This is a genomic window from Nitrospira sp. (genome assembly GCA_037045225.1).
In the GTDB taxonomy this organism is placed as follows: Bacteria; Nitrospirota; Nitrospiria; order Nitrospirales; family Nitrospiraceae; genus Nitrospira_A.
On sequence record JBAOHZ010000009.1, the window covers coordinates 1,944,646 to 1,969,833 of the forward strand.

23 protein-coding genes are annotated in these 25,188 nt (G+C 60.8%); 7 read left to right on the top strand and 16 right to left on the bottom strand.

What is annotated here, in order from left to right; all coding sequences use genetic code 11:
• Positions 1–3: 3 nt before the first annotated feature.
• The 5 genes from V9G17_09810 to V9G17_09830 all read right to left on the bottom strand — a co-directional run bounded on the left by V9G17_09810 (position 4) and on the right by V9G17_09830 (position 6,583).
• Positions 4–819: a methyltransferase domain-containing protein gene (locus tag V9G17_09810; GenBank protein MEI2752889.1), complete on the bottom strand. Its 816-nt coding sequence runs from the start codon at positions 817–819 to the stop codon at positions 4–6.
• Positions 820–877: 58 nt separating this feature from the next.
• On the bottom strand, positions 878–2,512 hold the full coding sequence (locus V9G17_09815) for a hypothetical protein (GenBank protein MEI2752890.1): 1,635 nt from the start codon (positions 2,510–2,512) through the stop codon (positions 878–880).
• A 400-nt stretch (positions 2,513–2,912) separates the two neighbouring features.
• A complete protein-coding gene (locus tag V9G17_09820; protein ID MEI2752891.1) occupies positions 2,913–3,620 on the bottom strand; it encodes a hypothetical protein in 708 nt (235 codons plus the stop codon).
• A 156-nt stretch (positions 3,621–3,776) separates the two neighbouring features.
• Positions 3,777–5,123, bottom strand: a complete 1,347-nt coding sequence (locus V9G17_09825; GenBank protein MEI2752892.1) for a TldD/PmbA family protein — start codon at positions 5,121–5,123, stop codon at positions 3,777–3,779.
• Positions 5,120–6,583, bottom strand: a complete 1,464-nt coding sequence (locus V9G17_09830) for a TldD/PmbA family protein (GenBank protein MEI2752893.1) — start codon at positions 6,581–6,583, stop codon at positions 5,120–5,122. The genes V9G17_09825 and V9G17_09830 overlap by 4 nt, the downstream gene beginning before the upstream one ends.
• A 114-nt stretch (positions 6,584–6,697) precedes the next feature.
• Here V9G17_09830 and V9G17_09835 point away from each other — a divergent pair, with 114 nt between their 5' ends.
• Both V9G17_09835 and V9G17_09840 read left to right on the top strand, forming a co-directional pair.
• The gene (locus V9G17_09835; GenBank protein MEI2752894.1) at positions 6,698–7,009 is read left to right on the top strand and encodes a hypothetical protein; all 312 of its coding nucleotides are present in this window, start codon (positions 6,698–6,700) and stop codon (positions 7,007–7,009) included.
• Between the two features lie 107 nt (positions 7,010–7,116).
• Positions 7,117–7,341 carry a hypothetical protein gene (locus tag V9G17_09840; protein MEI2752895.1) on the top strand — a complete coding sequence of 75 codons (225 nt, stop codon included), beginning with the start codon at positions 7,117–7,119 and terminating at the stop codon, positions 7,339–7,341.
• A 50-nt stretch (positions 7,342–7,391) separates the two neighbouring features.
• On the opposite strand, the gene V9G17_09845 is transcribed toward V9G17_09840, so the two are convergent.
• A complete protein-coding gene (locus V9G17_09845; GenBank protein MEI2752896.1) occupies positions 7,392–8,195 on the bottom strand; it encodes a DUF1295 domain-containing protein in 804 nt (267 codons plus the stop codon).
• Between the two features lie 184 nt (positions 8,196–8,379).
• Here V9G17_09845 and V9G17_09850 point away from each other — a divergent pair, with 184 nt between their 5' ends.
• Positions 8,380–8,736, top strand: coding sequence for a cytochrome c (locus V9G17_09850; protein MEI2752897.1), 357 nt, complete (start codon positions 8,380–8,382; stop codon positions 8,734–8,736).
• Here V9G17_09850 and V9G17_09855 read toward each other — a convergent pair.
• The 4 genes from V9G17_09855 to ettA all read right to left on the bottom strand — a co-directional run bounded on the left by V9G17_09855 (position 8,730) and on the right by ettA (position 13,109).
• Entirely contained in the window at positions 8,730–9,602 is an 873-nt protein-coding gene (locus V9G17_09855) for an SDR family oxidoreductase (GenBank protein ID MEI2752898.1), read from the bottom strand. The genes V9G17_09850 and V9G17_09855 overlap by 7 nt on opposite strands.
• Entirely contained in the window at positions 9,599–9,901 is a 303-nt protein-coding gene (locus V9G17_09860; protein ID MEI2752899.1) for a hypothetical protein, read from the bottom strand. Before V9G17_09860 ends, V9G17_09855 begins: the two co-directional genes overlap by 4 nt.
• A gap of 179 nt (positions 9,902–10,080) precedes the next feature.
• A complete protein-coding gene (locus V9G17_09865; protein ID MEI2752900.1) occupies positions 10,081–11,199 on the bottom strand; it encodes a patatin-like phospholipase family protein in 1,119 nt (372 codons plus the stop codon).
• A 227-nt stretch (positions 11,200–11,426) separates the two neighbouring features.
• Positions 11,427–13,109, bottom strand: coding sequence for an energy-dependent translational throttle protein EttA (gene ettA / locus V9G17_09870; protein ID MEI2752901.1), 1,683 nt, complete (start codon positions 13,107–13,109; stop codon positions 11,427–11,429).
• A gap of 104 nt (positions 13,110–13,213) precedes the next feature.
• On the opposite strand from ettA, the gene V9G17_09875 reads away from it, so the two are divergent.
• Entirely contained in the window at positions 13,214–13,936 is a 723-nt protein-coding gene (locus V9G17_09875; protein MEI2752902.1) for a lipid-binding SYLF domain-containing protein, read from the top strand.
• Between the two features lie 55 nt (positions 13,937–13,991).
• Here the strand turns inward: V9G17_09875 and V9G17_09880 are convergent, their stop codons facing one another.
• The 6 genes from V9G17_09880 to V9G17_09905 form a co-directional block, all read right to left on the bottom strand.
• On the bottom strand, positions 13,992–14,798 hold the full coding sequence (locus V9G17_09880) for a DUF2470 domain-containing protein (protein ID MEI2752903.1): 807 nt from the start codon (positions 14,796–14,798) through the stop codon (positions 13,992–13,994).
• A 97-nt stretch (positions 14,799–14,895) separates the two neighbouring features.
• Positions 14,896–15,063: a hypothetical protein gene (locus V9G17_09885; GenBank protein ID MEI2752904.1), complete on the bottom strand. Its 168-nt coding sequence runs from the start codon at positions 15,061–15,063 to the stop codon at positions 14,896–14,898.
• 10 nt (positions 15,064–15,073) lie between these two features.
• On the bottom strand, positions 15,074–15,820 hold the full coding sequence (locus tag V9G17_09890) for an alpha/beta fold hydrolase (protein ID MEI2752905.1): 747 nt from the start codon (positions 15,818–15,820) through the stop codon (positions 15,074–15,076).
• Between the two features lie 7 nt (positions 15,821–15,827).
• Positions 15,828–16,541, bottom strand: coding sequence for a hypothetical protein (locus V9G17_09895; GenBank protein MEI2752906.1), 714 nt, complete (start codon positions 16,539–16,541; stop codon positions 15,828–15,830).
• A 51-nt stretch (positions 16,542–16,592) separates the two neighbouring features.
• Complete coding sequence (locus V9G17_09900; protein MEI2752907.1) at positions 16,593–18,068, bottom strand: YdiU family protein; 1,476 nt, start codon at positions 18,066–18,068, stop codon at positions 16,593–16,595.
• A 19-nt stretch (positions 18,069–18,087) separates the two neighbouring features.
• Positions 18,088–18,450 carry a DUF2294 domain-containing protein gene (locus V9G17_09905; protein MEI2752908.1) on the bottom strand — a complete coding sequence of 121 codons (363 nt, stop codon included), beginning with the start codon at positions 18,448–18,450 and terminating at the stop codon, positions 18,088–18,090.
• 406 nt (positions 18,451–18,856) lie between these two features.
• Between V9G17_09905 and V9G17_09910 the strand changes: the two genes are divergently transcribed.
• The 3 genes from V9G17_09910 to V9G17_09920 are packed head-to-tail and all read left to right on the top strand — an operon-like array spanning position 18,857 to position 25,171.
• A complete protein-coding gene (locus V9G17_09910) occupies positions 18,857–20,551 on the top strand; it encodes a proton-conducting transporter membrane subunit (protein ID MEI2752909.1) in 1,695 nt (564 codons plus the stop codon).
• 55 nt (positions 20,552–20,606) lie between these two features.
• Positions 20,607–21,914 (top strand): hypothetical protein, encoded by a 1,308-nt coding sequence (locus V9G17_09915; protein MEI2752910.1) that lies wholly within the window; start codon positions 20,607–20,609, stop codon positions 21,912–21,914.
• Positions 21,902–25,171, top strand: a complete 3,270-nt coding sequence (locus tag V9G17_09920) for a DUF2309 domain-containing protein (protein MEI2752911.1) — start codon at positions 21,902–21,904, stop codon at positions 25,169–25,171. The genes V9G17_09915 and V9G17_09920 overlap by 13 nt, the downstream gene beginning before the upstream one ends.
• Positions 25,172–25,188: the final 17 nt, after the last annotated feature.

A 25,188-nucleotide genomic window follows, 5' to 3' on the forward strand; every position in this document is an offset into this window, starting at 1 on the left:
TCCTTAGGTTCGCCCGCCGCATTGCGGCTGCCACCAGCCGGTCACCGCCACCGTCGCATAATAGACGGCCCAGGAGTCGGGATCGTCGGCCAACCGTCCATACTCCTCGATGTCGGCCTCCGTGACCATCCCGGTCGCCACGTACTTCGCACGAAGCTGCTCGGCCGACAATTTCATCAACTGCGGAATCATCCCGCCCCCCGCGGACAAATGCCCCTCGTGCTCCACGGTCACTTGGTCCAGATGATGGCGCTGGAACAAGACGGGCAACTTCGCCCCAAGGGCATAGTCCATACCGCGCGCCGTAAACATCCGTTCGATCGCATCCGTCACTCGCCCGAATGCCGCCCGGGCCGCTTCCGATCCGGCTACGGCACGAGCCGCTTGAAAATCAGGCTCTTCGATCATGACCCAGCCGCCCGGTTTGACGCATCGCAGCATCCGCTCAAACGCCGCCTGATAGCCCGCGACATGAATCATCACATACCGCGCATGCACCAGATCGAAGGTGGCAGGCGGAAGCTCCATGTCGCAGATATCGCCCTGCAGGATTTCGATGGTCGAGCTCCCGCTTCCCCGCAAGAAACGCGGGTTCGTGTCGATGGCCACGACCTTGCCCGATGGCCCGACCCGCTGTTCCAACCATCGTACGATGGAGCCGGCTCCCGCTCCCACTTCCAGGCAATGCCACCCGGTGGTCAGACCGGTCGCCAGCATCCGGCGGTGCGTGCCCGGATCGAAGATTCGTTCCAGCATCTGCAACCGTTCCAATTCACGAGCCTCTTCACTGGCATGAAACACGTAGTCTGTCTTGATCATCTGTTGTCCTTTACCTGACACCCCTGTGAGCGTTCGGAACCGATCCCGGCACGACAGGCTAAAATCGCGATCCCGTCAATGTCACATCGGCCTGCGCCCATGCAGCCCGAAACCTGGTTTCTTCCTGAGTCGCGCCCTTGTTTTGAGACCGCAGACTTTGCGTCAGTCCGTGTAAGGCCCATCCGTTTTCGGGGTTGATGCGCAAATCCTCCAGATACACCGCTTCCGCCTCGGCCGGACGCCCTGCCAGCAGTAGGACGGCCCCCAAGTTGTGACGAACCGGCTGCAGCCAGAAAGGCGGTTCGCTGTACGGCAAGGACGCCTCCAATTGCACCGCCTCCCGGAGCGCCTGAATCCCGACATCGTACTGCCCGCGCCGCGCCGCCATTTCGCCGACCAGCACCCGTTCAGCCACCTTCAACAACGTGCGACTGATCTTGCCTTCCGGGGTCTTCGTTCTGGCAAATGGCTTCATCGCTTTCCGAAGATTCGACAATTCTCCCTCGGCACTCCCGAATCGCGTGGTGGCGGCGAAGGCCAACCCGCGGGCAAAGTGCCAGAGGCCCGTGGTGAGCCGTAAACTCTTGGACGGCGGCGGGTGCCTGATCAAGTCGCCCCATTGGCCGAATCGAGCCATGGTCAGCAGCAGGGTCGGCGCATACCATTCCAGCGACGGCTCCCTGACGATCGCGTCAGCCGGAACCTTCGTTAGGAGTTCCCGCGCAACTTGCACCGCTTCCGCGCTCCGCCCTTCCATCATCAAAGAGGCATTCAGGAAATGGAGATTGTGCGCATAGTAGCCTGATGCGTAATTGCCCTCAAGGGGGTGGTGAGACAAATACTCGTGATCCACCATCGCGGCGTTCGCATTCCGTTCCGATGCCTCCCGATAACGTCCCAGCCGCATGTAGATATGCGCCGGCATATGCACCAGATGTCCGGCACCCGGCATGAGCGACGGCAGCCGCTTCGCACAGTCCAGCGCGCGTTGAGGCTCGGGCGATGCCTCGACCGCATGAATGTAATAGTGGCACGCGCCGGGGTGCTCCGGCCGTTGCCGCACCGCTGCGTCCAACATGGCGACGATCTCTTCCGTCCCCGGTTGAGGCCGTCCATCCGCGCGCCAATAGTCCCACGGTCTTAGCACCATCATCGCCTCAGCCGCCAGAGTCGCGGCATCAACATCATCGGGAGCCTCCCGTGCGATGTGACGCATGGCTTTGGCATAGGCCTCATCCTTCGCTTTCCGGGCGACAGACTTCTTGGTCGAGTACCGTAACGCGAGGGCGTCCACGTAGGCTCGTTCCCTGGCGGTGGCCTGCGACACACGCGCGGACGCCTTCTGAATCGCCTCCACGGCACGGGCTTCCAGTTTGGGATCCATGGCTGCGTTAATGTTCGGCCCCAAGCTCAACGCCACACCCCAATAGGGCATGGGGGCATCGGGATCGAGGCGGGAAGCCTCCATAAAGGCTGCGATGGCTTCTTCGTGATTGAAGGCGTAGACCAACCGGAGGCCTTGATCGAAAAATTTTTGCGCAAGGTCGGAGGTCGTCGTGATCTCATGATGCCAGGTGCCGAGATTCTCGAACAGCGTCACCTCCGCCCGAGCAACTCCACCCCACACAGGCAGTGCCAGGCCCGCAATCACCAAGCCGCGACATACCGCCCTCGCATATCGCCTCTGTACCATCACCCCCGCTCCTGCTCGTATCTTCGTATGTGAGATGGACGATGCCGCCGTCCAAGAACGACATCACCGCACAAAACAGCACAAACTAGCAGCCTCGCCGAGAAGTTGCCAGCCGGAACGCGTCGACGGGAGAAGATCGGTTGAAATAGCTCGACTGCATGACGCTCAAAACGGTCGTCCAGCGAGGCCGCAGCGAGGTCCACGGCGCGAAGAATAATGATCGCCACGTTTGTGGACGCCGGCGAGACGGTGAGCCGGCCGTGTCATAGCTGCGGCGTTATGTGCGTATCCGACCGCACCGTCCAGGACAGACCTTTTCCCAATTTGGTACGTTGAGGTTCTGAACGATGCGAGAACAAAGCTGGCGGTCGTTTTCAGCGTCCTGCTGGATCGGCAAGAATCAGGCGTTGAGGTAGGGTGACTGGGACGCTTCGGCAGAAGCCTCCCGCCGGTCTCTCGAAGATGATTGATCGCGTTCACGATACGAAATCGCGCGTGACGGCATGAGGGAGAGTTGCAGCTCGGCAGGTTGCGCCAGCTCCATGTCCTTGCCCATATACATCAACACTTGCTGCTGGGAGGTCACCAGGGCCCGCAAGTCTTGGAGTTGCGCCGATAGCTCCTCGACCTGAGCCTGTTGGGTCGACACCTGTTCCCGCAATTGATCGACTTCCGCCTGGGTGGACCGGGTATGTTCAATCACCCACTCCTTGAGCTCCCGAGCCTGTGCGGTCAATGCGCGTTGCACAAAGCCCGCCCGGTCACGAAGCCGGAAGATCACGTCGCCGACCGAACCATCCCACCGTCGAGCCGGAACTAACCCGGTTTCAGCTTCGGCTTCCTGCTCGGCATGCCTGGCGACGGGAGCCCCCAACCACTTGGACACACGCTGCCCCAGTGGTTGTACCGCCCGTTCTTCGGACCGGCCGTACTGGCACCAATCCTCGAACCGTTCGGTCATATCTTCCAATTTCACAAAGACTTTACTAATGCCCGCGCGTAACGGCGAAGGCGCAAACGGATTCACACCGCCCTTCTCGGACTTGTCCGGGGCAAAGGTGAGGAGATGAATCGGTTTGTCAGCCAATCGCTGTTGTTTACGCTTCATAATGACACCGGCATCGTATCAGTCAGGCCTCGTTCATTCATTACTCTTTCCACCAGGCCGAGTCAATGGCCGAGACAGGTTTTTTGCCGTCCGGCGCCCGGAATCCCGCAGCCCCGACCCGAGCAGAATCGACCCGACTTCCAGGGAAAAGTCCGGCTAGAATCGAGTGACGCTTGAAAAATTAAAGTCGTGGATCCGCATGGCAGGGACCAAGGCCTTCCCCGTTTCTGACGTGACTGCTTCGACCGGAGCGGTGTAGACATCCACCTGGTTGAATGCGCGCAAGGGACTCTCATGAAATCGGAAGTTGCGAATCGCCGAGGTGATCTCGCCGTTTTCAATCAGGAAGGTGCCGTCCCTCGTCATGCCGGTGAGTGTCAGATCGGACGGATTGACCGGACGGATGTACCAGAAATTCGTGACTAGAATGCCTCGCTGCGTCGTACGGATGAGGTCGTCCACCCTTGTGCCGACGGGACGTTCACCGGATAAGTAGGGAGACTCCAGCGTCGTCAGTGGATCGATCCCATGCTCCTGCGCGGTATACCGGTCGTGCAATAACTGGTTCAACACCCCCGACTCGATCCAGCCGGATTCGATGACCGGGAGCCCTTCACTCGTAAATCCATGGCCGAGCAGGTCGGCATGGGCGGGCTGGTTCCACAGGGACAACCGGCGGTCGATGATCCGGCTGTGCAGTTTTCTGCTGAACGGGCTCGTCCCCTTGAAGAACGATTTCGCGTCCAACATCCAGATCATCCAGCTCAGCAACCCGGCGACGGCCGCCGGCTCCAGAATGACCGTGTACCGACCCGGCGGCAATTCCTGCGGTTCGTCCGCTCCTCGTTTGGCTTTGATGATGGCCGCCAGCGTGCGCTCCTGCACATGCAAACGATCGATGGATCGATGGGCCGCCGCCGACCAGCCGGTGGCTTCGCCCGCCTGCACCGTCAGACTGAAGCGAGCCTCGGTGCGTTCCTCGTAGGCCCGCAATCCCGTGTCAGCCGCCAGCCCCACGATCGTCGTGCCGGACGACACCGTTCCGGCCGCGTTCAGATTCTCCATCTTGCATTGGCCGATGGCCTCACGCGCATAGTCGAGCCGCCGCGCCGGTCCGGCTGCACACGTTTCGGGACGCGAGGTCGGCAGCGACAGATAGGTCTGTGGCCCGACGGGAGGCAGATATTCGGGATCTTCGGGAGAGATGCGGGCAATACACTCGGCCTGCTTGAGGGTTTCACGCACCGCGCCGGCGGTAAAATCCGTCGTGCTGGCCGTGCCATGTTGTCGCCCGAAGGCCACCGTAATCGACAACGTTCCGCGCCGCTGGTTCACATTCTGAATGACCTGATTGTTCGCGAAACGAGTCGTGCCGCCATGCACATCGCGCAACGACAGAAAGGTGTGGTCACCCGTCGAGTGACTCATCACCAGCTCAGCCAGGAACTCGAATTCCTGCCGGCCCGTCAACTTCGGCCACGATGGAGTGATCGACGCCGTCATGCGTTGACCTTCGCTTCTCCGGCAATGACATCCACGCGCCTGAACCGGGCATGGGACGCGGCATGAGTCATCCAGCCGGATTGACCCGGCTGGCCCTTGCCGCACGTAATAAATCCATATCGTCGTCGATGGCTGCGATCGGCCACACCGTCGCACCGCCCCCAAAACTCTGGAGTAATGCCGTGATAGATCACGTCCCGCACCATGTGCGTGCGGCGACCGTTTTCAATCAGCCAGAACGCATCGCCCCCGAACTGAAAATTGTACCGTCGTTGATCGATGCTGTAGGACCCGTGGCCCTCGATGTAGATGCCTCGCTTCACATCGGCCAAGAGTTCATCAAGCGTCGCGGTGCCCGGCTCCAACCCGATGTTCGCGATACGCACCATCGGCACGCTCCCCCAACTATCGGCCCGGTTCGATCCGCGTGAACGCTCCTCGTGGATACGCGGCGCGACCTCGCGGTTCGTGCAGTACCCGACGAAGAGCCCCTCCCGCACGATGTCCCACTTCTGGCAACTCACTCCATCGTCGTCATATCCCGTCGCCGCCAGCGTCTGCGGTTCGGTGTTGTCGGCCACTAGATTCACGTGAGACGAACCATAGCGGTAGGTACCGCGTTTATCCGGTGTCAGGAAACTCGTGCCGGCATAATTCGCCTCGTAGCCGAGCGCGCGATCCAACTCACTGGGATGTCCACAGGACTCATGCATGGTCAAGGACAGATGCTCCGGATCGAGCACCAGATCGTATCGCCCAGCCTCAATCACCGGCGCCTGCACCTTCTCCACCGCCTGTTCAGCGAGACGCGCCCCTTCACGGGCAAAGTCGGTATCGCGGATCAACTCATACCCCATGCGCAAATGCGGAGTATTGAACGACCGTGTCGCAAAACGTCCGTCCTGAACCGCCGTGGCGCTGCACTCGCCCTGCACCGCCAGCAGAGTAAACTCGAGATGAGAGCCTTCCGTGGAGGCGAACAGTTTGCGGTCACGTTGTGCCCAGAAACTGGCATGGCTTCTGGCGATGCCCGGATGTCGCTGAATCACATCCATCGTGTTCAACAGCAACGACGTTTGTTCTTCCAGGGGAACTGCGAATGGATCCAGCCGACAGGGAGTGACGATACGATCGCGATGCACAGGCTCAGGTGCCAGATGCACCTTCGTGATAGCGAGCGAGGCCGATCCTTTGGCGATTTCTATGGCGAGGTCCGCCACACGTGGGATTTCTTCGAGGGAAATGATGGAGCTGGCCGCAAATCCCCAGGCACCGCGATGCAACACCCGAATGCCGAACCCGCGATCGGTGCTCTCGCGAATGTGGGCGATGCGCCGGTCTTCACCGCTGATCGTTCGCGTCGTCGTATCGAGCAGACGGATGTCCGCATACTCGACCCCGGCCGCGCGGACACGGGACAACGCCAGCTCGGCCAACTCGTCCCACAGCGGTCCACTCATCGCAGCATCTCCCGTTGCGGAAGGAGGCTCAGGAAGTCTTGCGTAGTATACCAAGATCGAGGAGGCCGATTCCTGCCTTTTCATCAGCAGGCTGTTTCCCTAAGATACCCGCTGATGTTGTCACCCGGACTGACACCACGACGGCGGATCATTGAGCTGCTGACCGGTACCCTGTTGTCTTCTCACCAACTGGCGCAACTGCTCGGCATGCCGGAGCGCCAGGTGGAAGACCATTTAACGCATATCGTGAAAACCCTGTCTCGCGATCCCGCGCGGACATTCCTGCTCGAACCGTCGGAATGCCAGGATTGCACATACGCCTTCCGCGAACGGACCAGACTCACTCGTCCCAGCCGCTGCCCGCGCTGCCGTAGTGAAGCCATTACCTCCCCGCGATACGGTATCCGCGAGCACAATCCCACATAGTCCGAGCCAGACCGCCGGCTTGCAACTGCCGATGCCTTGAGCCAGACTACGCACATGCCTCAGCTCACGACACCGTTCTGCGACAAGTCATCCCGGAGGGTAACCGCATGAACAGAGCACCTGCGTGGATCATTCCGACTCTACTCCTGACCCTGTACGCCTGTGGTCCCGACCAGGCTGCGCAGCTGCTGGAGACGGCCCAGTTCGAAGAGCGCCAAACCAACAAAACCCACGCCAGGGAACTCTACGAAGAAATTCTCCGTCACTACCCCGACAGCCCCGCCGCCAAGATCGCCCGGACACGTCTGGCTGAACTCGACCCCAAACCATAACGACAGCCATGTATCCCCTTGTGTGTCCGCGTTCTGTTAATCCGGACTATTCATGAATGCCGGCGCGGAAACCAGGGGAAGAAGGCGTTGGTCGTGCGCCGGTACTCGGCATAGTCCTCCCCACGGCTCGTCATGCTCTGCGCTTCCGTCCAGGGAATGCCGGTCACCTTCAGCAAAGCCACGCCCATGGCTATCGGGCCAATCAGGGTTACGCCCCAGCCTCCCGTAGGAAGCGCCAGCGCCATCCACACATAACTCCACCAGTGCAGCCATTCGAAGAAGTAGTTGGGATGGCGCGAATAGCGCCATAGACCGATCCGGCACACACGATCTGCATTCCACAGCTTGCTGCGAAACGCAGCCAGCTGCCAATCGGCCACCGCTTCGCCCGTGACGGCTACAGCCCACCAGAGAAATCCGATCAGGTCCCAAAAATGAAACGGTGGATGGGGATTCTGCATGACGATGAGGGGAGGAAGCGAAAACATCGCGATGGCGGCGGCCTGGAGCTGGAAATACCAGAACAGGCGCGAGGACTCGTGCACGCCCCATCGACGGCGTAGCGCGCGGTATCGGCCGTCCTCTTGCTTGCGCCATACCCGGTCGATGAGTACATGGGTGCCGAGGCGGACGGCATAGAGGAAGATCATCAACGCCACCAGCAAGCGCCGGGCCGGTTCTCCCGCGACGGAGCCTGCGTACCACCACCCCACCAGTGCCAGCCCATAACACCAACCCACATCGGCGATGGACGCGTTACGTATGCGGCGCTCGATCAACCAGAGCAGGACCATCAAGGCTGCGGAAGCGGCCCAGACGGTGATGAGGAGGGATAGGGGATCTCTCGCTGTCATGCGATCAGCTACCGGACATGAACCGCATACGAACCAGACTCACCGCACAGATTCGCGCAATTGTACTATGACGGCCTGCCTCAGGACAGCGCCGCCCAGTCGAATGGCATTCGACTGCAGAGACAGGTAAGATTCACCAAGAGGACTGTGGCAAGTACCGTCGCATCACGTCGGAGGGACTGTTATGAACGTGGGGTTCATCGGAGCGCTGATCGTCGCGATAACTATGGTGGCTGCGGCACCGGCCCAATCCGGGGCCAGTGAGAATGCTGTGCAGAAAGCTGCTGACCCGGCAAAGGGGAAGACACTCTTCATCAAACACTGCGCCGGATGTCACGGAACTCAGGGCAAAGGGGATGGATACAAACTACTTGGGCCCGATCCGGCCAATCTCACGGCCCCGGCGACCAGAAAGAAATCCGACAGTGCCCTGCTGACAACCATCCACGAGGGCAAACCGAATATGCCGTCCTGGAAAGGTCTTCTCTCCGAACGCGACATCCAAAACGTGCTAGCCTACATTCGAACCTTGCCTCACTGACCTGTGTCCCAGGGATCGTCGCTGATCGAAGCATCATGGCTGAGCCACTGGCCAAAACCTGGCAGGGGGAACGACAGCAGCGCCTGCATCTTGTCGCTTCGCATCGAGAGGTCCGGAGGACGAGGCGGGCCATGATAGTCGGCGACTGAACCAGGCTCAATCCAAGGCCGGAGTTCCGGATACCGTCTCGCCAGCAACTCACCGATTTCCCATCGAGACAACCGTTCGCTCCCACCCAGGTGAAAGAGACCCGGCTGCGGCCGGGCGGCAAACTCCCACAGGGCGCGTACCAATGGTCCCGCCGGAATGGGGCAGCGAAACTCGTCCGTAAAAAGCGTCAGTTTCCTCCCCTTGGCCGCAGTCCGCACCATGTCTTCGACGAAACTTCGGTCGTGCGTCGGCGAGGTGCCGGCTGTCAGAGCGAGACGAACGACCGAATGGGCCGGGTTTTCGAGGACGACCTGCTCGGCCTCTCCCTTCGTCTGTCCGTACACATTCAAGGGATGCACGGCATCCGTTTCGACATACCAGCCCTTCGAGCCGTCGAAGACCTGATCGGTGGACAGAAAGATAAAGGGAATGTCCCGGGCGGCGGCAGCCAGGGCGCGAGTCGCCTCGACATTGATGCGCCTGGCGAGCACTGGATCCTGCTCACAGGCGCCGGTTCGGCTCAAGGCCGCGCAGTGAATCAGGAGACGGGGCCGGTGACGACGCCAGAGTTCCTGCACTTGCGCCGGGTCAGTCAGATCTGCCTCGGCCCTGGTGACTCCGTGCACGTTCCATTGCGGGGCCCACCGAGCGGCAGTCCTGACGAGGTATCCACCAATCAGACCGCCGGCTCCGGTAATCAAGACGGTGGCTGTCATGCGGGACTCCGGCCGAGGCGACGGATCTCCGGCACTTCAATCACTCGACGACCGGACGGTGGTCGTTCAATCACCCACAACATTGTGACGAGCATCTCCTGAATGGTAACCAAACCAAGCCTCCGAGCGGCATCTCTCGTTGCGGGGACCTGCTCCATCAGGCGATAGACCGGCTGCAGCGCCAACGGCCACCAATGGCCCGGACTGAGACTATACCAGGGCCGGAGAATCGTCGCGACCAACCCCGCCGCCGCAATCGCCGCTTCGCATTCATGGCGCACAGCAATGTAGTCCTGCATGCTTCACGTGCGGCACGGATCGCCGACAATCTGGCATCCGGTCGGAACCTTGCGGACGGATGCCATCCGAGCCAGGGCAGTGACATGATGGCCCCGTTCAAGCAACAACGGCATGAACCGCACTCCGAGATAACCGGTTGCGCCGGTCACAAACACTCGCCGGGATTTGAGAGGCGCTGTCACGGATGTGTGAGAAGCGCAGGCCGGGCACTCACGAAGCCGGCCCAACCGTCTGCTTGAGGCATCTCCTCGCGGCCCTTCGCCACGAGTCTGGCCGCCGCGGTCACGAGCGCCGCCTGATCTTCTGTCGACAACCCGAGATTGGTCTTGATGTAGGTCACACGATCGCCTAATGGGTCACTGCCCGGCAACTGGCGTAACGCAATGTGCCAGAAGCGGCACGTCCCGCCGTTTCCATTCAGCCCCACCCGAAAGGTGCCGAACATCGACGTATCCTGCCGCGAAACAGGAATCCCGGCCAACTCCAGCACATTGCGTCGATGGCCTCTGAGCAACGCCGCAGCAGCGGAGAGTGGTTTACGCTGGTCATTGAGCTGACGGCCTGTGGCATCGATCGACACAATTAGACAGCCGCGGGGAAACCGGTCCGCCATCGATTGCTCCGACAGCGCATCGTTCACCACCTGCATCAGCGTCCGGATACCAAGGTTGTCGGCAGCCCCGCCGTCGTAGGCCAGCAGCGGAGGTTCGCTTGTTGGCGTGCCCGCTGGCTGCCCATGAGGAATTGCCAACGGCTCCAGCACGCCCGGATAGGCGGCGGACATATACACCGCGCGGGCGAGGCTGAAGGGAGCGAGGGGCTGGCCCAGCGCAGCAAACCGTTCGTTGGAAATGACCAACGGATCGCCGGTGAGGGCATCGGTCGCATTCAGCAGGAGAATCGGTCGTGATGGATTGAGATCGGCAAAGGTCGCGCCGCGAAAGAGCCGATCGTCCAAAACCTGAATGATCTGTTCGGCTGGGATACGATCGGTCAACGCATACCGGATTGCGTTCTGAGGCATGGCGTACCAGGGCCCTAGGATGGCTCCCTGAAAATCGCGACCGACCAGTTCCACGAAACCGTTTTGAAAATTAAAGTCGCGGTACCCCTCCAGCGCATAGGACGCCGCAGGCAAGGCACCGCCGGATACGGCAGACAACACATCGACCTGCTGGAGCAGCCCCAGACCATCCAATTCCTTCATCACCGCGGCCCCGAACACCGCCGCACGGCTTCCCCCGCCGGAGAAGGCCAGTCCGACGAACCGGCCGTCCGCCAATTCCTTTTCCCCCAAAGACAGAGTGGCTCTGGTGTGGGAGGCACGAGGCTCAGGTGATTGAGACGAGGGAGGAGCGAGCGATGTGCAAGAGACAGAGACCAGGGCAAGGGGGAAGAACCAATAGCGTAGAAGCCAGCCCTGCAACGTGTTCATGTGTGGATCTACGGCTGAATCGAAAAAACGGATGTGTCTTGTAGGGAGGCGTGCGACTGAGAGTCCGCCCGCCCCCCTTCAGCAACCTGCTAATTCCTGGTCAGTTTGCGGTAGCGTATGCGATGCGGCTGGTCGGCTTCTTTGCCGAGCCGCTTCTTGCGATCGGCTTCGTATTCGCTGTAGTTGCCTTCGTACCACACCACTTTGCTGTCGCCTTCGAAGGCCATGATATGCGTGGCGACGCGATCCAGGAACCAGCGGTCGTGACTGCTGATGACGGCGCAGCCGGCGAATCCTTCCAATCCCTCTTCCAACGCGCGCAACGTATTCACATCCAGATCGTTCGTGGGTTCGTCGAGGATGATGAGGTTGGCCCCCTCCTTCAACATGCGCGCGAGGTGCACGCGGTTCCGCTCGCCGCCTGACAGATCCTTGACCTTCTTCTGCTGATCGGTGCCGGCGAAATTGAAACGGGCACAGTAGCCGCGGGCGTTCACTTCGGCCTTGCCCAGCATGATCGTGTCTTGTCCCTCGGAAATGATTTCGTACACCGTCTTATTGGGATCGAGCGAGCGATCCTGATCCACATAGCCGAGCTTGACCGTTTCGCCGATGCGGATGGTGCCCGTATCCGGCTTCTCCTTGCCGATGATCATGCGGAACATGGTCGTTTTGCCCGCGCCATTGGGACCAACGACGCCGACGATGCCGCCCTTCGGCAAGCTGAACTCGACATTTTCGTAGAGCACGTTGTCGCCGAACGCCTTGCTGATGCCCTTGGCCTCGACCACCAGATCCCCGAGCCGCGGTCCCGGCGGAATATAGATTTCCAGATCGGCGGCCAGCTGGTCCTGCTTTTGGTTGACTAATTCCTCATACCGATTGAGACGCGCCTTGCCTTTCGACTGCCGGGCTTTCGGCGACATGCGAATCCATTCCAACTCGTGCTCGAGTGTTTTCTTGCGCTTGGATTCGGCCTTCTCTTCTTTCTCCAACCGGTCCTGCTTCTGTTCGAGCCAGGCGGTGTAATTGCCCTGGAAAGGAATGCCGGAGCCGCGATCGAGTTCCAGAATCCAGCCCGCCACGTTGTCGAGGAAATAGCGGTCGTGCGTCACGGCGATGACCGTGCCCTTGTACTGTTGCAGGTGCTGCTCCAGCCATTGCACGGATTCCGCATCCAGGTGATTGGTCGGCTCGTCGAGTAACAGGATATCCGGCTCCTGGATCATGAGTCGGCAGAGGGCGACTCGACGTTTCTCACCCCCGGAGAGCACGCTGATCTTCTGATCGGCGGGCGGGCAACGGAGCGCATCCATGGCGATTTCGAGTTCACTTTCCAGTTCCCAGCCGTTGGCCGCTTCGATCTTCTCCTGCAGCTGCGCCTGCTTGTCGATGAGTTTTTCCATTTCATCCGGACCGGCGTCGCCCATGCTGTTGCTCACCGCTTCATACTCATGCAGCAGCGCCACTAGTTCCTTCTTCCCTTCCTCGACGACTTCCTTGACCGTCTTGTTGAGATCGAGCTGCGGCTCCTGTTCGAGCAATCCGACGCTGTAGCCCTTCGAGCGGGTGATCTCGCCCACATAGTTGGGATCGGTCCCGGCTATGATCTTGAGTAACGAGCTTTTCCCGGATCCGTTCAAACCCAGCACGCCGATCTTGGCGCCGTAGTAAAAACCCAGGTAGATATCGCGCAAGACTTGCTTTTTCGGCGGATAGACCTTGCCGACACCGACCAGTGAAAAAATTACTTGCTTATCGTTCGTCGCCATAGCCATCCTCAATCATAGAGTGTGAGCCGTCTATTCGGTCGTGCAATCGGTCACCATAACAAAGCGCGGCTCGATTCACAACCGCGCGAGGGAGACCACGTCCCATGATTCGATACCGCCTGATCCGGCACCGATTCTGCCGCGCCATCCTCACGCCGCTGCTCCTGTCTCTGCTCGCATGGATGGCTCCCGCTTCTGCCCTTGCCGACGACCGTGAACAGCGGGACCTGGTCGATCAGTGCCGCATGACCTTCACCAACTTTCTGAACGACTCCAACATGTCCTGGTTTCGCGACCACCTCAAAGACGCCAAAGGATTATTCATCGTCCCGCAATATATGAAGGGCGCGTTGCTCTATGGCGCATCGGGCGGCAGCGGCGTGTTCATGGCCAGGGACGAAAAAACCGGCGAATGGAGCGAGCCGGCATTTTTTACCATGGGAGCCGCCAGTTTCGGCTTTCAATTCGGCGCGCAGATGTCGGAGGTCGTGTTGCTCGTCCTGACACAACGTGGGGTCGATTCACTGCTGCTCGGCAATTTCAAACTAGGGGCAGATGGATCGGTCGCCGTCGGACCGGTCGGAGCCGGCGTCTCCGGCGCAACCACGCCGAATCTGAGCGCGGACCTGCTGTCGTTCGTGCGGGCCAAGGGCCTGTTCGCGGGCGTGTCGTTGGAAGGGGCCGTGCTGATTTCACGCGATGAATGGAGCCGCGCGTACTACGGCAAGCCGGTCACGTCGACCGACATCGTGATTCGCCGCGAGGTGAAGAATCCCCACTCGGACGTGCTGCGCACGGAGATCCGGAACGCGATCGAGGGGAAATAGCCCTTATCCCTCAGCCAGAAATCACACCCGTTGGATGCTGTGACTCACGCGGCAATTACAGGGAGTGCAGTACCTCAGTCCCCGCCCTTGCCTTCGCGGCCAGATCGACGAGACCGGCGCGGGCTTCCTCCGCATTGTGCACAGGATCGGTGAAGGCAAATCGCCCACCCTGCATCCGGTCGGGCGTTTTGACGCGCAGGTGAAATCCCAATCGGTCCATCGTCGTGATACTCGCCTGTTGCGCATCCAGCTTGCCGAATGCGCGGGCGAGCAGCAAGAGCGTCTCCTGCTGTGCCGTATTGATCTCGCGGATGAGGTCCGACGCGGTCCCTGCCAATGGATCGACCGCAGCGGTCATGTAGTCGGCCGGCGCAACCCATCCCATGGAACCGAAGCCGCCGACGAAATAAATATCCGCAATCGCCATGCGAAAAAAACCGAAGTCGTTGAAGTCCACCCAATAGGCTGCGTTGGCATGCCGGGCCAGGTAGCGTTCGCGGACCGGTGCACTCTCCTCCTTCGGCACGCGTGTCACCGATCCCATCAACGTGACCCGGGCGGCACCCAGAGGATCGGTTCTGCTTTCCGGCGGCGTCACCAGCAGACTGGCGCGCGGATCGCCCAGGAGGTTCTGCGTGTGCATCGCCATGGTGCTGATGAGAAACAGCGGCTGCCCCTGTTCGTCCAACCCGTAGGGCATCACCGAGCCGAACGGCCAACCGGGCTGCTTCCGCGAAATGGTCGAGAGCCCGCCTGTCTGTTGCAGATAGACCAGCGTCTTCGCCCGTTCGGCATGGGAGGGTTCAGGAACCTCAGGACCGTCGGAATCCGGCCCACTATTATGTTGTTGTGTCGATGACACCGATGCCTCTTTTCTGTGTAATAAGCTGCGTGGCACCTTACCTGGATGCGACGTGAATATCCACTGAACGCCGCGGGCGGACTTTTTCCGCAGCCTGCTAGATGCCGAGATCTTCGGTCAGCCGCACTTCGGATTCATCGAGGATGTCTTCCAGGCAGGTAAAACAGGTGAATGGAAACTGACTGACCGGAATCGCGCAGACTTCGCCGACCGGCGATTCGTCCAGCGCCGGCCCGCCACACTCTTTATGAATCAAGACAAGCATGGGTACCCTTCTATCGTGACCGAGTCACCAACTGTCTGAATATCTCCAAATGGTCCGGGCCGCTCAGTCGGTGATCGCCGGTTTTGAACATGGCTTCAATGGGAAATTCAGGATCTTGTGATAACACCTGCTGCACGAAGGCCCAACTGCCGTCGGGTGTGATCACCGCATCCTGTAGTCCATGCAGGATGGTCGTCTTGACGCGACGCGGCATGGTGAGGCGGCGGCGCCAGAGGGCCTGGCTGTCCTCGACCCAATGCCAAGGAATCGGCGCCGCTCGATGCATGGGCTCGTCGTCCCATGGCATGGAGCCGGTCGCCTGCCACTGTTCACGCCGCTCGTCGGACATCTGAGCCGCGCGCAGATCCATCATATTGAACGCCGGGGCGATGAGAATCAATTCTTCCACCGCCGGTTGCTTCTGCGCGACCAGCCAGGCCAGCCATCCGCCGAGAGAGTTACCGACGATCGTCACCGGCGGCCCATCAGCCAACAGATTCGTGACGGCTTCCGCGTCCTCCAACCATTGCAGCAAACGATACTCACCCCACGCGCCGCCCGAGTCACCCCATCCACGAAAGTCGAAGCAGCAGAAGCCCCAGCCCCGCTCCTGACACCATTGCGCCAACGCCTTGCTCTTGTTGCCCCACCGTTTGGAGAGAAACCCGGTGATGAAGAGAAGCTGGCGGTCCTTACCGACGATACGATCGCCACGGAGGGTTGTGCCGTCTGCGCCGGTGAGTGTGAAGGCATCCATCCCGCGCCTATCTCACGGCCTTCAAGAGAAAACTGCCCAGCTTGCGCAACACCGGCTCCGGGATTTCATGGCCGCCCCGAAACGGCTGCCAGTCGACCGACAGACCGGCCTGTAGAAATTCATCCCGCAACCGTTCTGCCATCGCGTAGGGCAGGATGGGGTCTTGCGTACCGTGGCTCTGAAACAGCGGCAGGCCGTTGCGTTTCGTCAGCAACGGCGCCCACTCCTGTTTTGCCACCAGGGTCCCGGAGAGCTGGATGAGTCCGGCATAGGGCTGCGTGCTGTGGAGCAGTGCGTCACACGACAACATGGCTCCCTGTGAAAAGCCGCCTAACACCATGCGCTTGGGATCGGCGCCGAGTTTCCTGTGTATCTCATCCAGCAGCAAGGTCATGCGCTCGCGCGCTTCGGTCAGCCCGCGCGGAATTTCGCCTGACATATCCCGGACTTTGCCTGCGGCTCGATCGGCTTGGATTCGGGCCATGTCGACCATCCACCAGGCGCGGGAATCGCCGAACCCCATTGGAATGGAAATCGGCGCTTCAGGAAAGAGAAAGCGTGTCCCGGTGGGCGCATCGAGATATTCGCTGAGCGGCACGAGGTCGTCGCCCGGCGCACCGAAACCATGGAGCAGCACCACCAGCGGGCCAGTCCCGCCGCCTTTTCCGTCGATGCCGCCCGTCAGGCGAACCGTGAGGCCGCCAAGTTTCTCTACACGCATGAACTCGACTCTCCTGTCCGATTTGTGAGTGACAACCCGGAACGGTCCGGGCTAAGACGAGCAGCTGACGCTGAGGTGTTTGCCCCAATTCGGCGGGACGGCGGCGTACGTCTCCATACCAGCTTGTTCGGTATAGGGATCCTGGAGCAACGTCAACAACCGCTCAACCTCGGAATAATCTTTCTGCTGCGCCTTCTCGATGGCTCCTTGAGCGAGATAGTTACGCAGCACGTATTTGGGATTCACCCGATTCATCCGAATCCGGCGCTCTTCGTCGCGGCTCTGCTCACTCTGGAGCCGGTCGCGATACTGAACGGCCCAGGCGTCGAATCGTTCCGGATTCAGAAAATGCTCGCGCAACTGTTCGTTCCTTGAGCCCGCGTCGGATGAGAACCGGCTCAGTTCGCGCCAGAAGATTGTGTAATCGACCCGGCTCCCCACCATGAGTGATTTCAATTCTTGCAGGAGGGCTTCATCCTCCGCACGGTCTTCCACCAACCCCAATTTGGCGCGCATGTGGGTGTGATAGTGCCCGTCCACGCTGGATTGGTAGCCATCGAGCGCGGCTTTCAACTCTTCCTTAGGCGCAAACGGTAACAGGGTTTGCGCCAGACAACTCAGGTTCCAGAGCCCGATGTAAGGCTGCTGGTTGAAGGCGTAGCGCCCGTTATAGTCCGAGTGATTGCAAATGAAGCCGGGGTCGTAGTCGTCCATGAAGCCATAGGGGCCGTAGTCCAGCGTGAGGCCGAGGATCGACATATTGTCGGTATTCAACACGCCGTGCGACCAGCCCACCGCCTGCCAGTGTGCAATCAGTTTCGCGGTGCGCTCGACCACCTCGGTAAAGAAGCGGGCATACTTGTCGGCGGCCTGCGCGAGGTCGGGGAAATGCATCTCGATGGTGTAATCGGCCAACCGCTGCAGATGCTCATGCTGCTTCCGGTAGTAGAAAATTTCGAACGTGCCGAAACGCACATGCGACGGCGCCATCCGGACGATGGTCGCTCCGCTTTCCACCTGCTCCCGATACACCTTGTCGTCGCTGCCGACCAGGCACAGCGCACGCGTCGTCGGGATGCCAAGGCCATGCATGGCTTCGCAACAGAGATATTCCCGGATGGCCGAACGGAGCACCGAGCGCCCGTCCCCATCGCGTGAAAAGGGCGTCATCCCCGCGCCTTTGAGGTGCAGATCCCAGCGTTCACCGCGCCCGTTCTTCACTTCTCCGAGGAGAATCGCCCGGCCATCGCCGAGCTGCGGCACATACACGCCGAACTGATGGCCGGAATAGAGCATGGCCAGCGGCTCCATGCCGGGAACCAGCAGACTACCCCCGAATACTCCGGCGAACTCCGGTCGCTGTGCCTCCGCTGGATCGAGATCGAGCAACTCCATGGCGGCCCGGTTCGCGCTGATGAGAAACGGTGCGGTGGAGAACGGCGTCGGGTTCACCTTGGCGTAGAACACCTCGGGCAGACGCGCGTAACTGTTTTCAAACGTGAGGGTTTCGAGGCTGTGGGTTGTCATCGTGCTTCGTGACTTTGGGCTACCGGAAGTTGGCGTCGATGTCGCCGTCCAAGGTAAACACAAAAATGCGCTCCCCGACGACGGTGTCGATGTCGGTAAACAATGCCGTGACTTTCGCTCCGATCAAATCCGTGACCTGTTCGCAAAGCCGTTCCCGGCCTTGCGCGATCAGGTTCTGCCGAAGCCGTTTCACCATATCGATGCCTTCAGCCGTCTTGGCCAGCTGTCGCTCTGCGGGTGTGAGCACACCCTTCAACCGCACGACGAGCATATCCCGCACAATGAAGACCCGGACCTCGTCCGGACCGCGGCCCAGAAATTCCTGCTCGAACTTGATGATCGCCGTCCGGACGGCGGCTTCTTTTTCTCCCTTACTCGCCACTGGCAGTCTGGCCCTTCTCAATGGGTGATGGAAAGGAGGCGAGGCCGATTATAGTCACTGCCATGGGCAGACTCTACCCCCCCGTTGAACGTTCGGCCAATGGTCCATCGCGAGGCCATGGATTGAATCCATCGGCCTTCCCACTGAGTCCTGTCGCACAGACTTTTTGCTTGCAATTACGAGGGCGGCGCGGCTACATCTACCGTAGTTTTCCGGTGGTGCCGCCGAGAGGCTGTGAATTGCGCGTGGCCCGGACCCACCCCCAAGATATGATGAGACAGGCAGTAGGGTCTTGCCGGTGTTTCCCCCCAGGGAAAGGCCGGGGACAGTGCAGGCCAGTCGTTGGTTCCTTGCTTCAAGGGCCGTCGGCTGGCCTTTTTCTTTGCAGGGGAAACATGGAATCGGCATGTCGTTTCTAGCGCTCGTCCCGCTGTTGCCGTTGTTGACGGCCTTCATCGTGATGACCGGCGATCGTGCGGAGCAGGACCAGAATGCCAGGGCGGGGTTGTTCCCGGTCGTGGCGGCGTTTCTGGGGTCCCTCATCACCCTGGTGCTGGTGACCTCCGGAGAGCCGGTCACCCTTCAGCTCTACGATCCGGCTTCCGTCGCCAACCTCGCCTTCCCCATCGGCTTCTACATCGACCGGCTCAGCGCGGTCATGATGGTCCTGATCACCGGCGTCACCACGCTCATCTATCGCTACTCCATGGGCTACATGTATCAGGATCGCGGGTATCGCCGGTATCTCGGGATGCTCGGCATCACAACCTCGGTCTTGCTCTGCATGGTGTCCAGCGCCAACCTGGTGATGTTGTTTGTGTTCTGGCAGATCCTCTCGTGGCTGCTGTTTCTGCTTGCGCACAATCACAGCCATGCCGCCACCCTGTCCGGCGCAGCGAACACGTTTACGATGTTGCGGCTGAGCGATGCGGCGTTCCTGGCCGGTATCGTCCTGGCCTATTCGCTGTACGGCACATTTGAGTTCCAGACCTTGTTTGCCCGCGCTGCAGACACGCCCGTCACCCTGTCCCTCTGGCCTGACCTCGGCTGGGAGATCAACGGTGTCACGGCGGTGACCCTGCTTATTTTCGTCGGGGCCATGGGCAAATCGGCGCAGTTCCCGATCCACACCTGGCTGCCGCGATCGCTCTATGCACCGACCCCGGTCCACGCGCTCCTGCACGCCGGCATCATCAACGCCGGTGGATTTCTCCTGAACCGCCTCGCCCCGCTCTACGGCCTGAGCCCGACCACCCTCCATGTGGTGTTCGTCATTGGGATGCTCACGGCCATTCTGGGCGCGACCATGATGTTGACGCAGAACGACATCAAGAAGACGCTCGGCTTTTCGACGATCGGCCAGATGGGGTACATGATTATGGAATGCGGCCTGGGCGCCTTCTCCCTCGCCGTCTTCCATCTCATCGCGCATGGTCTGTTCAAAGGTACGGTGTTCTTGAACTGCGGCAACGTCATCCACAAGGCCCGCCAGGAACCTTCTTTTCCGCAAACCGACCGCGAGGCGGAGGAACGCAGCTTCTCCAACCTCACCTGGTCCACCGGGTTCCTGACGACGCTGCTGCTGCCGCTCGTGATCCTGCTCGTCACGCATGGGGTCTTGCGCATTCCGCTGATCGATTCACAGGGCACGGTAATTTTCCTGTTTTTCATCTGGGTGACTTCCTCGCAGGCGATTCTCTCGCTGACGCGTATTCGCGCCGTGGCCTCCTGGAAGGTCTCCGCCGCCATGCTGGTGACGCTCATTATCGTGGTCTTCACGTATCTGTTCGCGGTAGAGAGCTTTACGCACTTTCTCTATCCGAATCCGGAGGTGGTGGCCTCCTATTTCAAGGCCGCGGCATTGCCGGGCCGCCTGTTCGACAGTCTGGTGGTCGGCACAACGTTGCTGACCATCCTCAGCTGGGTGTATCTCTATGCGCATGCGCATGGACGCACCGTCAAAATTCCCGGATGGATCGACGTGCTGCTCGTCCGCCTGTATGTCCTGTTCATGAACCGACTCTACTTGGATCAGCTGTATCTCAAGCTCGGCCAGATTGTGGCGCGCGTCGCCCATCACCTGGAAAAGCGCCTGTCGTGACCGCTCAACCCAGCCGCGCCAACAACTCAGCCGCACCGGCTATCGGAGGCCAGTCATGATCAAGCCCTGGATGACACCGTGGCTGCTCATGGCCGTTCCGTTCCTGGGCGCGGGACTCGGACTACTCCAGCGGTCCTCGCTCCAACGAATGAAAACCTCGGCCCTGCTGACCGCCGCAGCGAGTCTGCTTATCGTGATCGGGACACCCTTGGCGTTGGGCGAGACGCTGGTCGGTGTGCCCTTTCTCTGCCTGCTGCCGCTGACGGCGTTTCTTTCGCTCCTCGGTCAACCGTTGCACCGCGACAATGGCCCGGCCTGGACGATGACGCTGGTGTTGCTGGGGCTGGGGCTCGGCATCCTCACCGGTCAGGCGCCTGTCCACGACATCTTGCTGATAATCCTGCCCGGCATTCTGTGCAGCCTGCTCTATCGGTATCAATCCGGCGCCACTTCGGACACGTGGCGAGGGTTGTCGGTCTATGGCCTGGGAATGGCATCGGCCCTGCTGGCGTGGCTGTTCCCGGCACCGGCCTCGACGGTGGCCCTGTTGGTCGCCTGTGCCACACTGCTGCCGCTCCTGCCCGCTCACAGCGGGTTCATGGCGACCTTGACCGGATTGCCGGGCAATCTCCCCGCGTTTCTCGCCTTCCTGCTTCCGACCATCGGATTCCATACCCTGCTGTCGGTGCTCCCGAACCTGACGGTCACGACACTGCGCACCGTGGCGATTCTGGCACTCGCGGGTGCCGTTTACGGTTCGCTCCGAGCATTGATTCAAACACGTCCGCTCCCTCGGCTCGCGTATGGCGCTCTCGCATTTTTCAGTCTGCTCTGGTGGTATATCGCCGACACCGGCACCGCCCCCATGCAAGCCACGGTCTACCTTAGTGCCGTGGGGCTCGCGGCGAGCGGACTGCTGCTGGCCTGGTACGCGATCCGGGCCCGTTATGGCGATATCGATCTGCGCGCACTCGGCGGTCTCGCCTATCCCATGCCTCGCTTCAGCACGTTGTTGGCGTTACTGGCGCTCGCGGCCTTGGGCATGCCGCCCTTCGGCGTGTTTTCCGGCTTCCTGGGCATGCTGCTCATGCCCACGTTTTCGCCCTCCGGGCCCTTTACCGTCATCATGATCGTCTGGCTCACGGCCTCCTGGTACTACATCGATCTCGTGCAACAGCTCGTCTTCGGCCGGCAACGCCTGGACATCCGCTACGAGGACTTGCGTCAGACGGAGTTCACCTCGTTGGTGCTGCTGTTGCTGTTACTACTGGCCCTCGGCACCGCCCCCTCGCGCTTCTTCGATTCGTATGCGCCGACACCCGCGCCCACTGTCGCCATGCAGGAGCACACATGGATCCGGTGATCCGCACCGACGACCCGGCAGACCTCGAAGCCCGCCGCATGGAGCTGCGAGGCATGATCCGTCTCGCCAGCGAAGTCATTGCGCAGTATTGGCCCATGCGGACCTTCGTCCACCACAACCCGCTTCACAGCCTGGAGTATCTCCCGTTTGCCGAAACGGTCCGTCGTGGACGCCAATTCTTAGGCGGCAACGGGTATCTCCCCGGTGACGTGTATCGGCGTTATCTGAAGTCGGGCAGAATTCTCGTCCGCCACATCGACGAGGCGCTGGCATCGCTCGCGCTCGACCAGGAAATCGATCTTGGCCCCTGCCGCATTTCGCATCGCGACGTGTTGCGGTCCTGCCTGACCCATGGCTTGTCCAGCGCCACCGACGAGCCGTTTGATCGGCTGATGGAACACGAACCGAATGAAGAACAGGTCGATGCCCTGGCAGAACGACTGGCCTCATTCTCCACCGCCACCGTACAGGAACGGATCACTGCCACGGTGAGGGAGGATGTGGGCGCCCTCGGACACCATCTCACCCTCTCCAGCTGGTGCGACCAGACGCTCGGGACTCAGATCGTTGAACAGATCAACAGCGAACTGGTCAAATGGTGTGAAGCGTTTCTAGACGAAGGCCACGCGACCTGGTCGATGCCGGGACGAGACCAGGGCCTCTACGCAGCCTGGAAGCAGGTGGCAGGGAAAGAGTGGGCGACGTGCGGCATTGTGGACAGCCGGCGGAAAATTTCGGCGCTGCCGGAACACCCCGAAGACGCCGTCTTGGACTGTCTCGAGGCGCTGGCGATCCCCGTGAAATTCCGGCAGGACTACCTCTCGCTCCAACTGGCGGCTCTCCCGGGTTGGGCCGGCTTCATTAAATGGCGCGCGGAAGAAACCGACTATGCCTGGCAGCAGGCCTACCCTGTCGGGCTGGTGAAGTTCCTCGCCGTCCGCCTGTGGTATGTACGCGAACTGGTCCAAAAAGTTTGCCGGGACGAATTAGGCATCGACGGAAACTATCCCGCGGTGATGGACTACATGACGCGCCAGTCTCATGCGTATGTCATGCATAAGGAATGGACTGCCGGACGGCTCCCCGCCGCCTTTGCCGACCGAGTCGCTCACCTCCATCACACAATGCGCCAGCGGCAACAGGAAGCGCCGGTGCTCTCCCACAAATGGGAGTCGCTGACCCAGCACTACCAGATCGAGTTCGGACCTCGTCGCGAGCGAGCCGCGCAACGGCTCATGGCTCGCCGCTTGCTCACGCTGGCGCAGGCGCTCGAGATCGTTCCGGCGCTCCTCATGGACGGTCCGCTGACGGCCCTTCGCACCCTACTGGACTGGATTGAGGCCTTTCCGGAATCCGCGCATGGCCCGGTGTGGCTCAAGGCCTTCGAGGCCGGGTACCAAGATCACCTCTTCGGCATGCTGTTGCGTGCGCCGGTCAAACCCCAACCCGCTGCCGCCGAGCCACAAGCGCCGGTACGACCCCATTCCCAATCGGTCTTTTGCATCGATGTGCGGTCCGAGCCGTTCCGTCGCCACCTGGAATCGACCGGGGCCAACGACACCTATGGGTTTGCCGGGTTCTTTGCGGTCTTCATCCGCTACCGGGCTTGGGGCAAGGAACACGAGACGGAGCAGTTCCCCGTCATCATGCGTGCGAAAAACGAGGTGCGCGAGATCCCCCGCAGCTATCTGGATCACTACGTATCCAAACACCAGTCGCGCGCTAAACTGGTTCACGCCGGACATACGCTCCTGCATGATCTGAAAGAAAACGTCGTCACCCCCTATGTCATGGTGGAGTCGCTGGGCTGGTTCTACGCGCTGCCCATGATGGGCAAAACGATGTTGCCGGCCTTCTACAAACGTCTGACCGGTTGGGTGCGGCGGTTGTTTGTCCCGCCCATCGCGACGATTCTCACGGTGGACAAACTGGCGCCGGCGGAAACCGAGGAGATGGTGGTCTCCGAGCAGCGAGCCTTAATCTGGAAGGCTCTGCGCGACCGACTGGGGCTGCACGGATCGCGGGTCGAGGCCGAATTCGTCGAGGCCTTACGGCGGCGGGCACTGGACGACGATGCACCAGTGGAACCGTTCCTGAGCGAGGCGGCCAAATCGGTCGATCTGTCGACCGAACAACTCACGACCTTCCTCGAAGAACTCCGGCGGCACTACCGGATCAATCGCCGCGCGGCCTCCCGCCAGAAAGAACGGATCACGCGGACCGGCTTTACGCTCGACGAACAGGTCATGACCATAGAAACCGCCCTGCGCATGATGGGCCTGGTCAGAAACTTTGCCCGGCTCGTGCTCTTCTGCGCCCATGGCAGCACCACCGAGAACAACCCGTTCGAATCGGCGCTGGACTGCGGCGCTTGCGGGGGAAACGAAGGCAAACCGAACGCGCGTGTGCTGGCCGCGATGGCCAACCGCCCGCCCGTGCGGGAACGCCTGGCGAAACGCGGCATCGAAATACCGCCCGACACCCATTTCCTGGCCGGGCAGGTCGATACCACCACGGATGAGGTGCACCTGTTCGATCTCGAAGATGCGCCCCCTACCCACCGCAAAGACGTGACCCGACTGTACGACGATTTACGCGAAGCCGCGCAACTGACCAGTCAGGAACGTTGCAGCCGGTTCCCCGATGTGGGGGCTGTCCTGCCCCTTGACGAGGCGTCGGCACATGTGGCCGGACGGAGCGCGGACTGGAGCCAGGTGCGGCCGGAATGGGGCTTGTCCAGCAACACGACCTTCATCATCGGCCGCCGGGAGCTGACCAAAGGATTGAACCTGGCCGGACGCGTCTTCCTGCACTCGTACGACTATCGGGAAGATCCGACCGGCCGCTGGCTGGAAGTGCTCCTGACCGCGCCGCAGGTGGTGGCGCAGTGGATCAACATGGAGCATTATTTCTCAGCCGTGGACAACGATGTGTATGGAAGCGGGAGCAAGATTTACCACAACGTGGTCGGCCGCATCGGAATCATGTCCGGCCCCTGGAGCGATCTCCGGCTCGGTCTGGCCTGGCAGACCGTCATGAACGACGAGATGCCCTACCATGAACCCATGCGGCTCCTGACACTGGTGGAGGCGTCGCGTGCGCGGATCGAAAAACTCATCGCGCGACACGAGGTGCTACAACATTTCTATCACAACGAGTGGGTACACCTGGCTACGCTGGACCCGGAGGACGGAGTCTGGTACCGCTACATGCCGTCGGGTGTCTGGCGCCGTGTCAGAAATCCTAGTGACACATAGATGAACAGCCATCATTG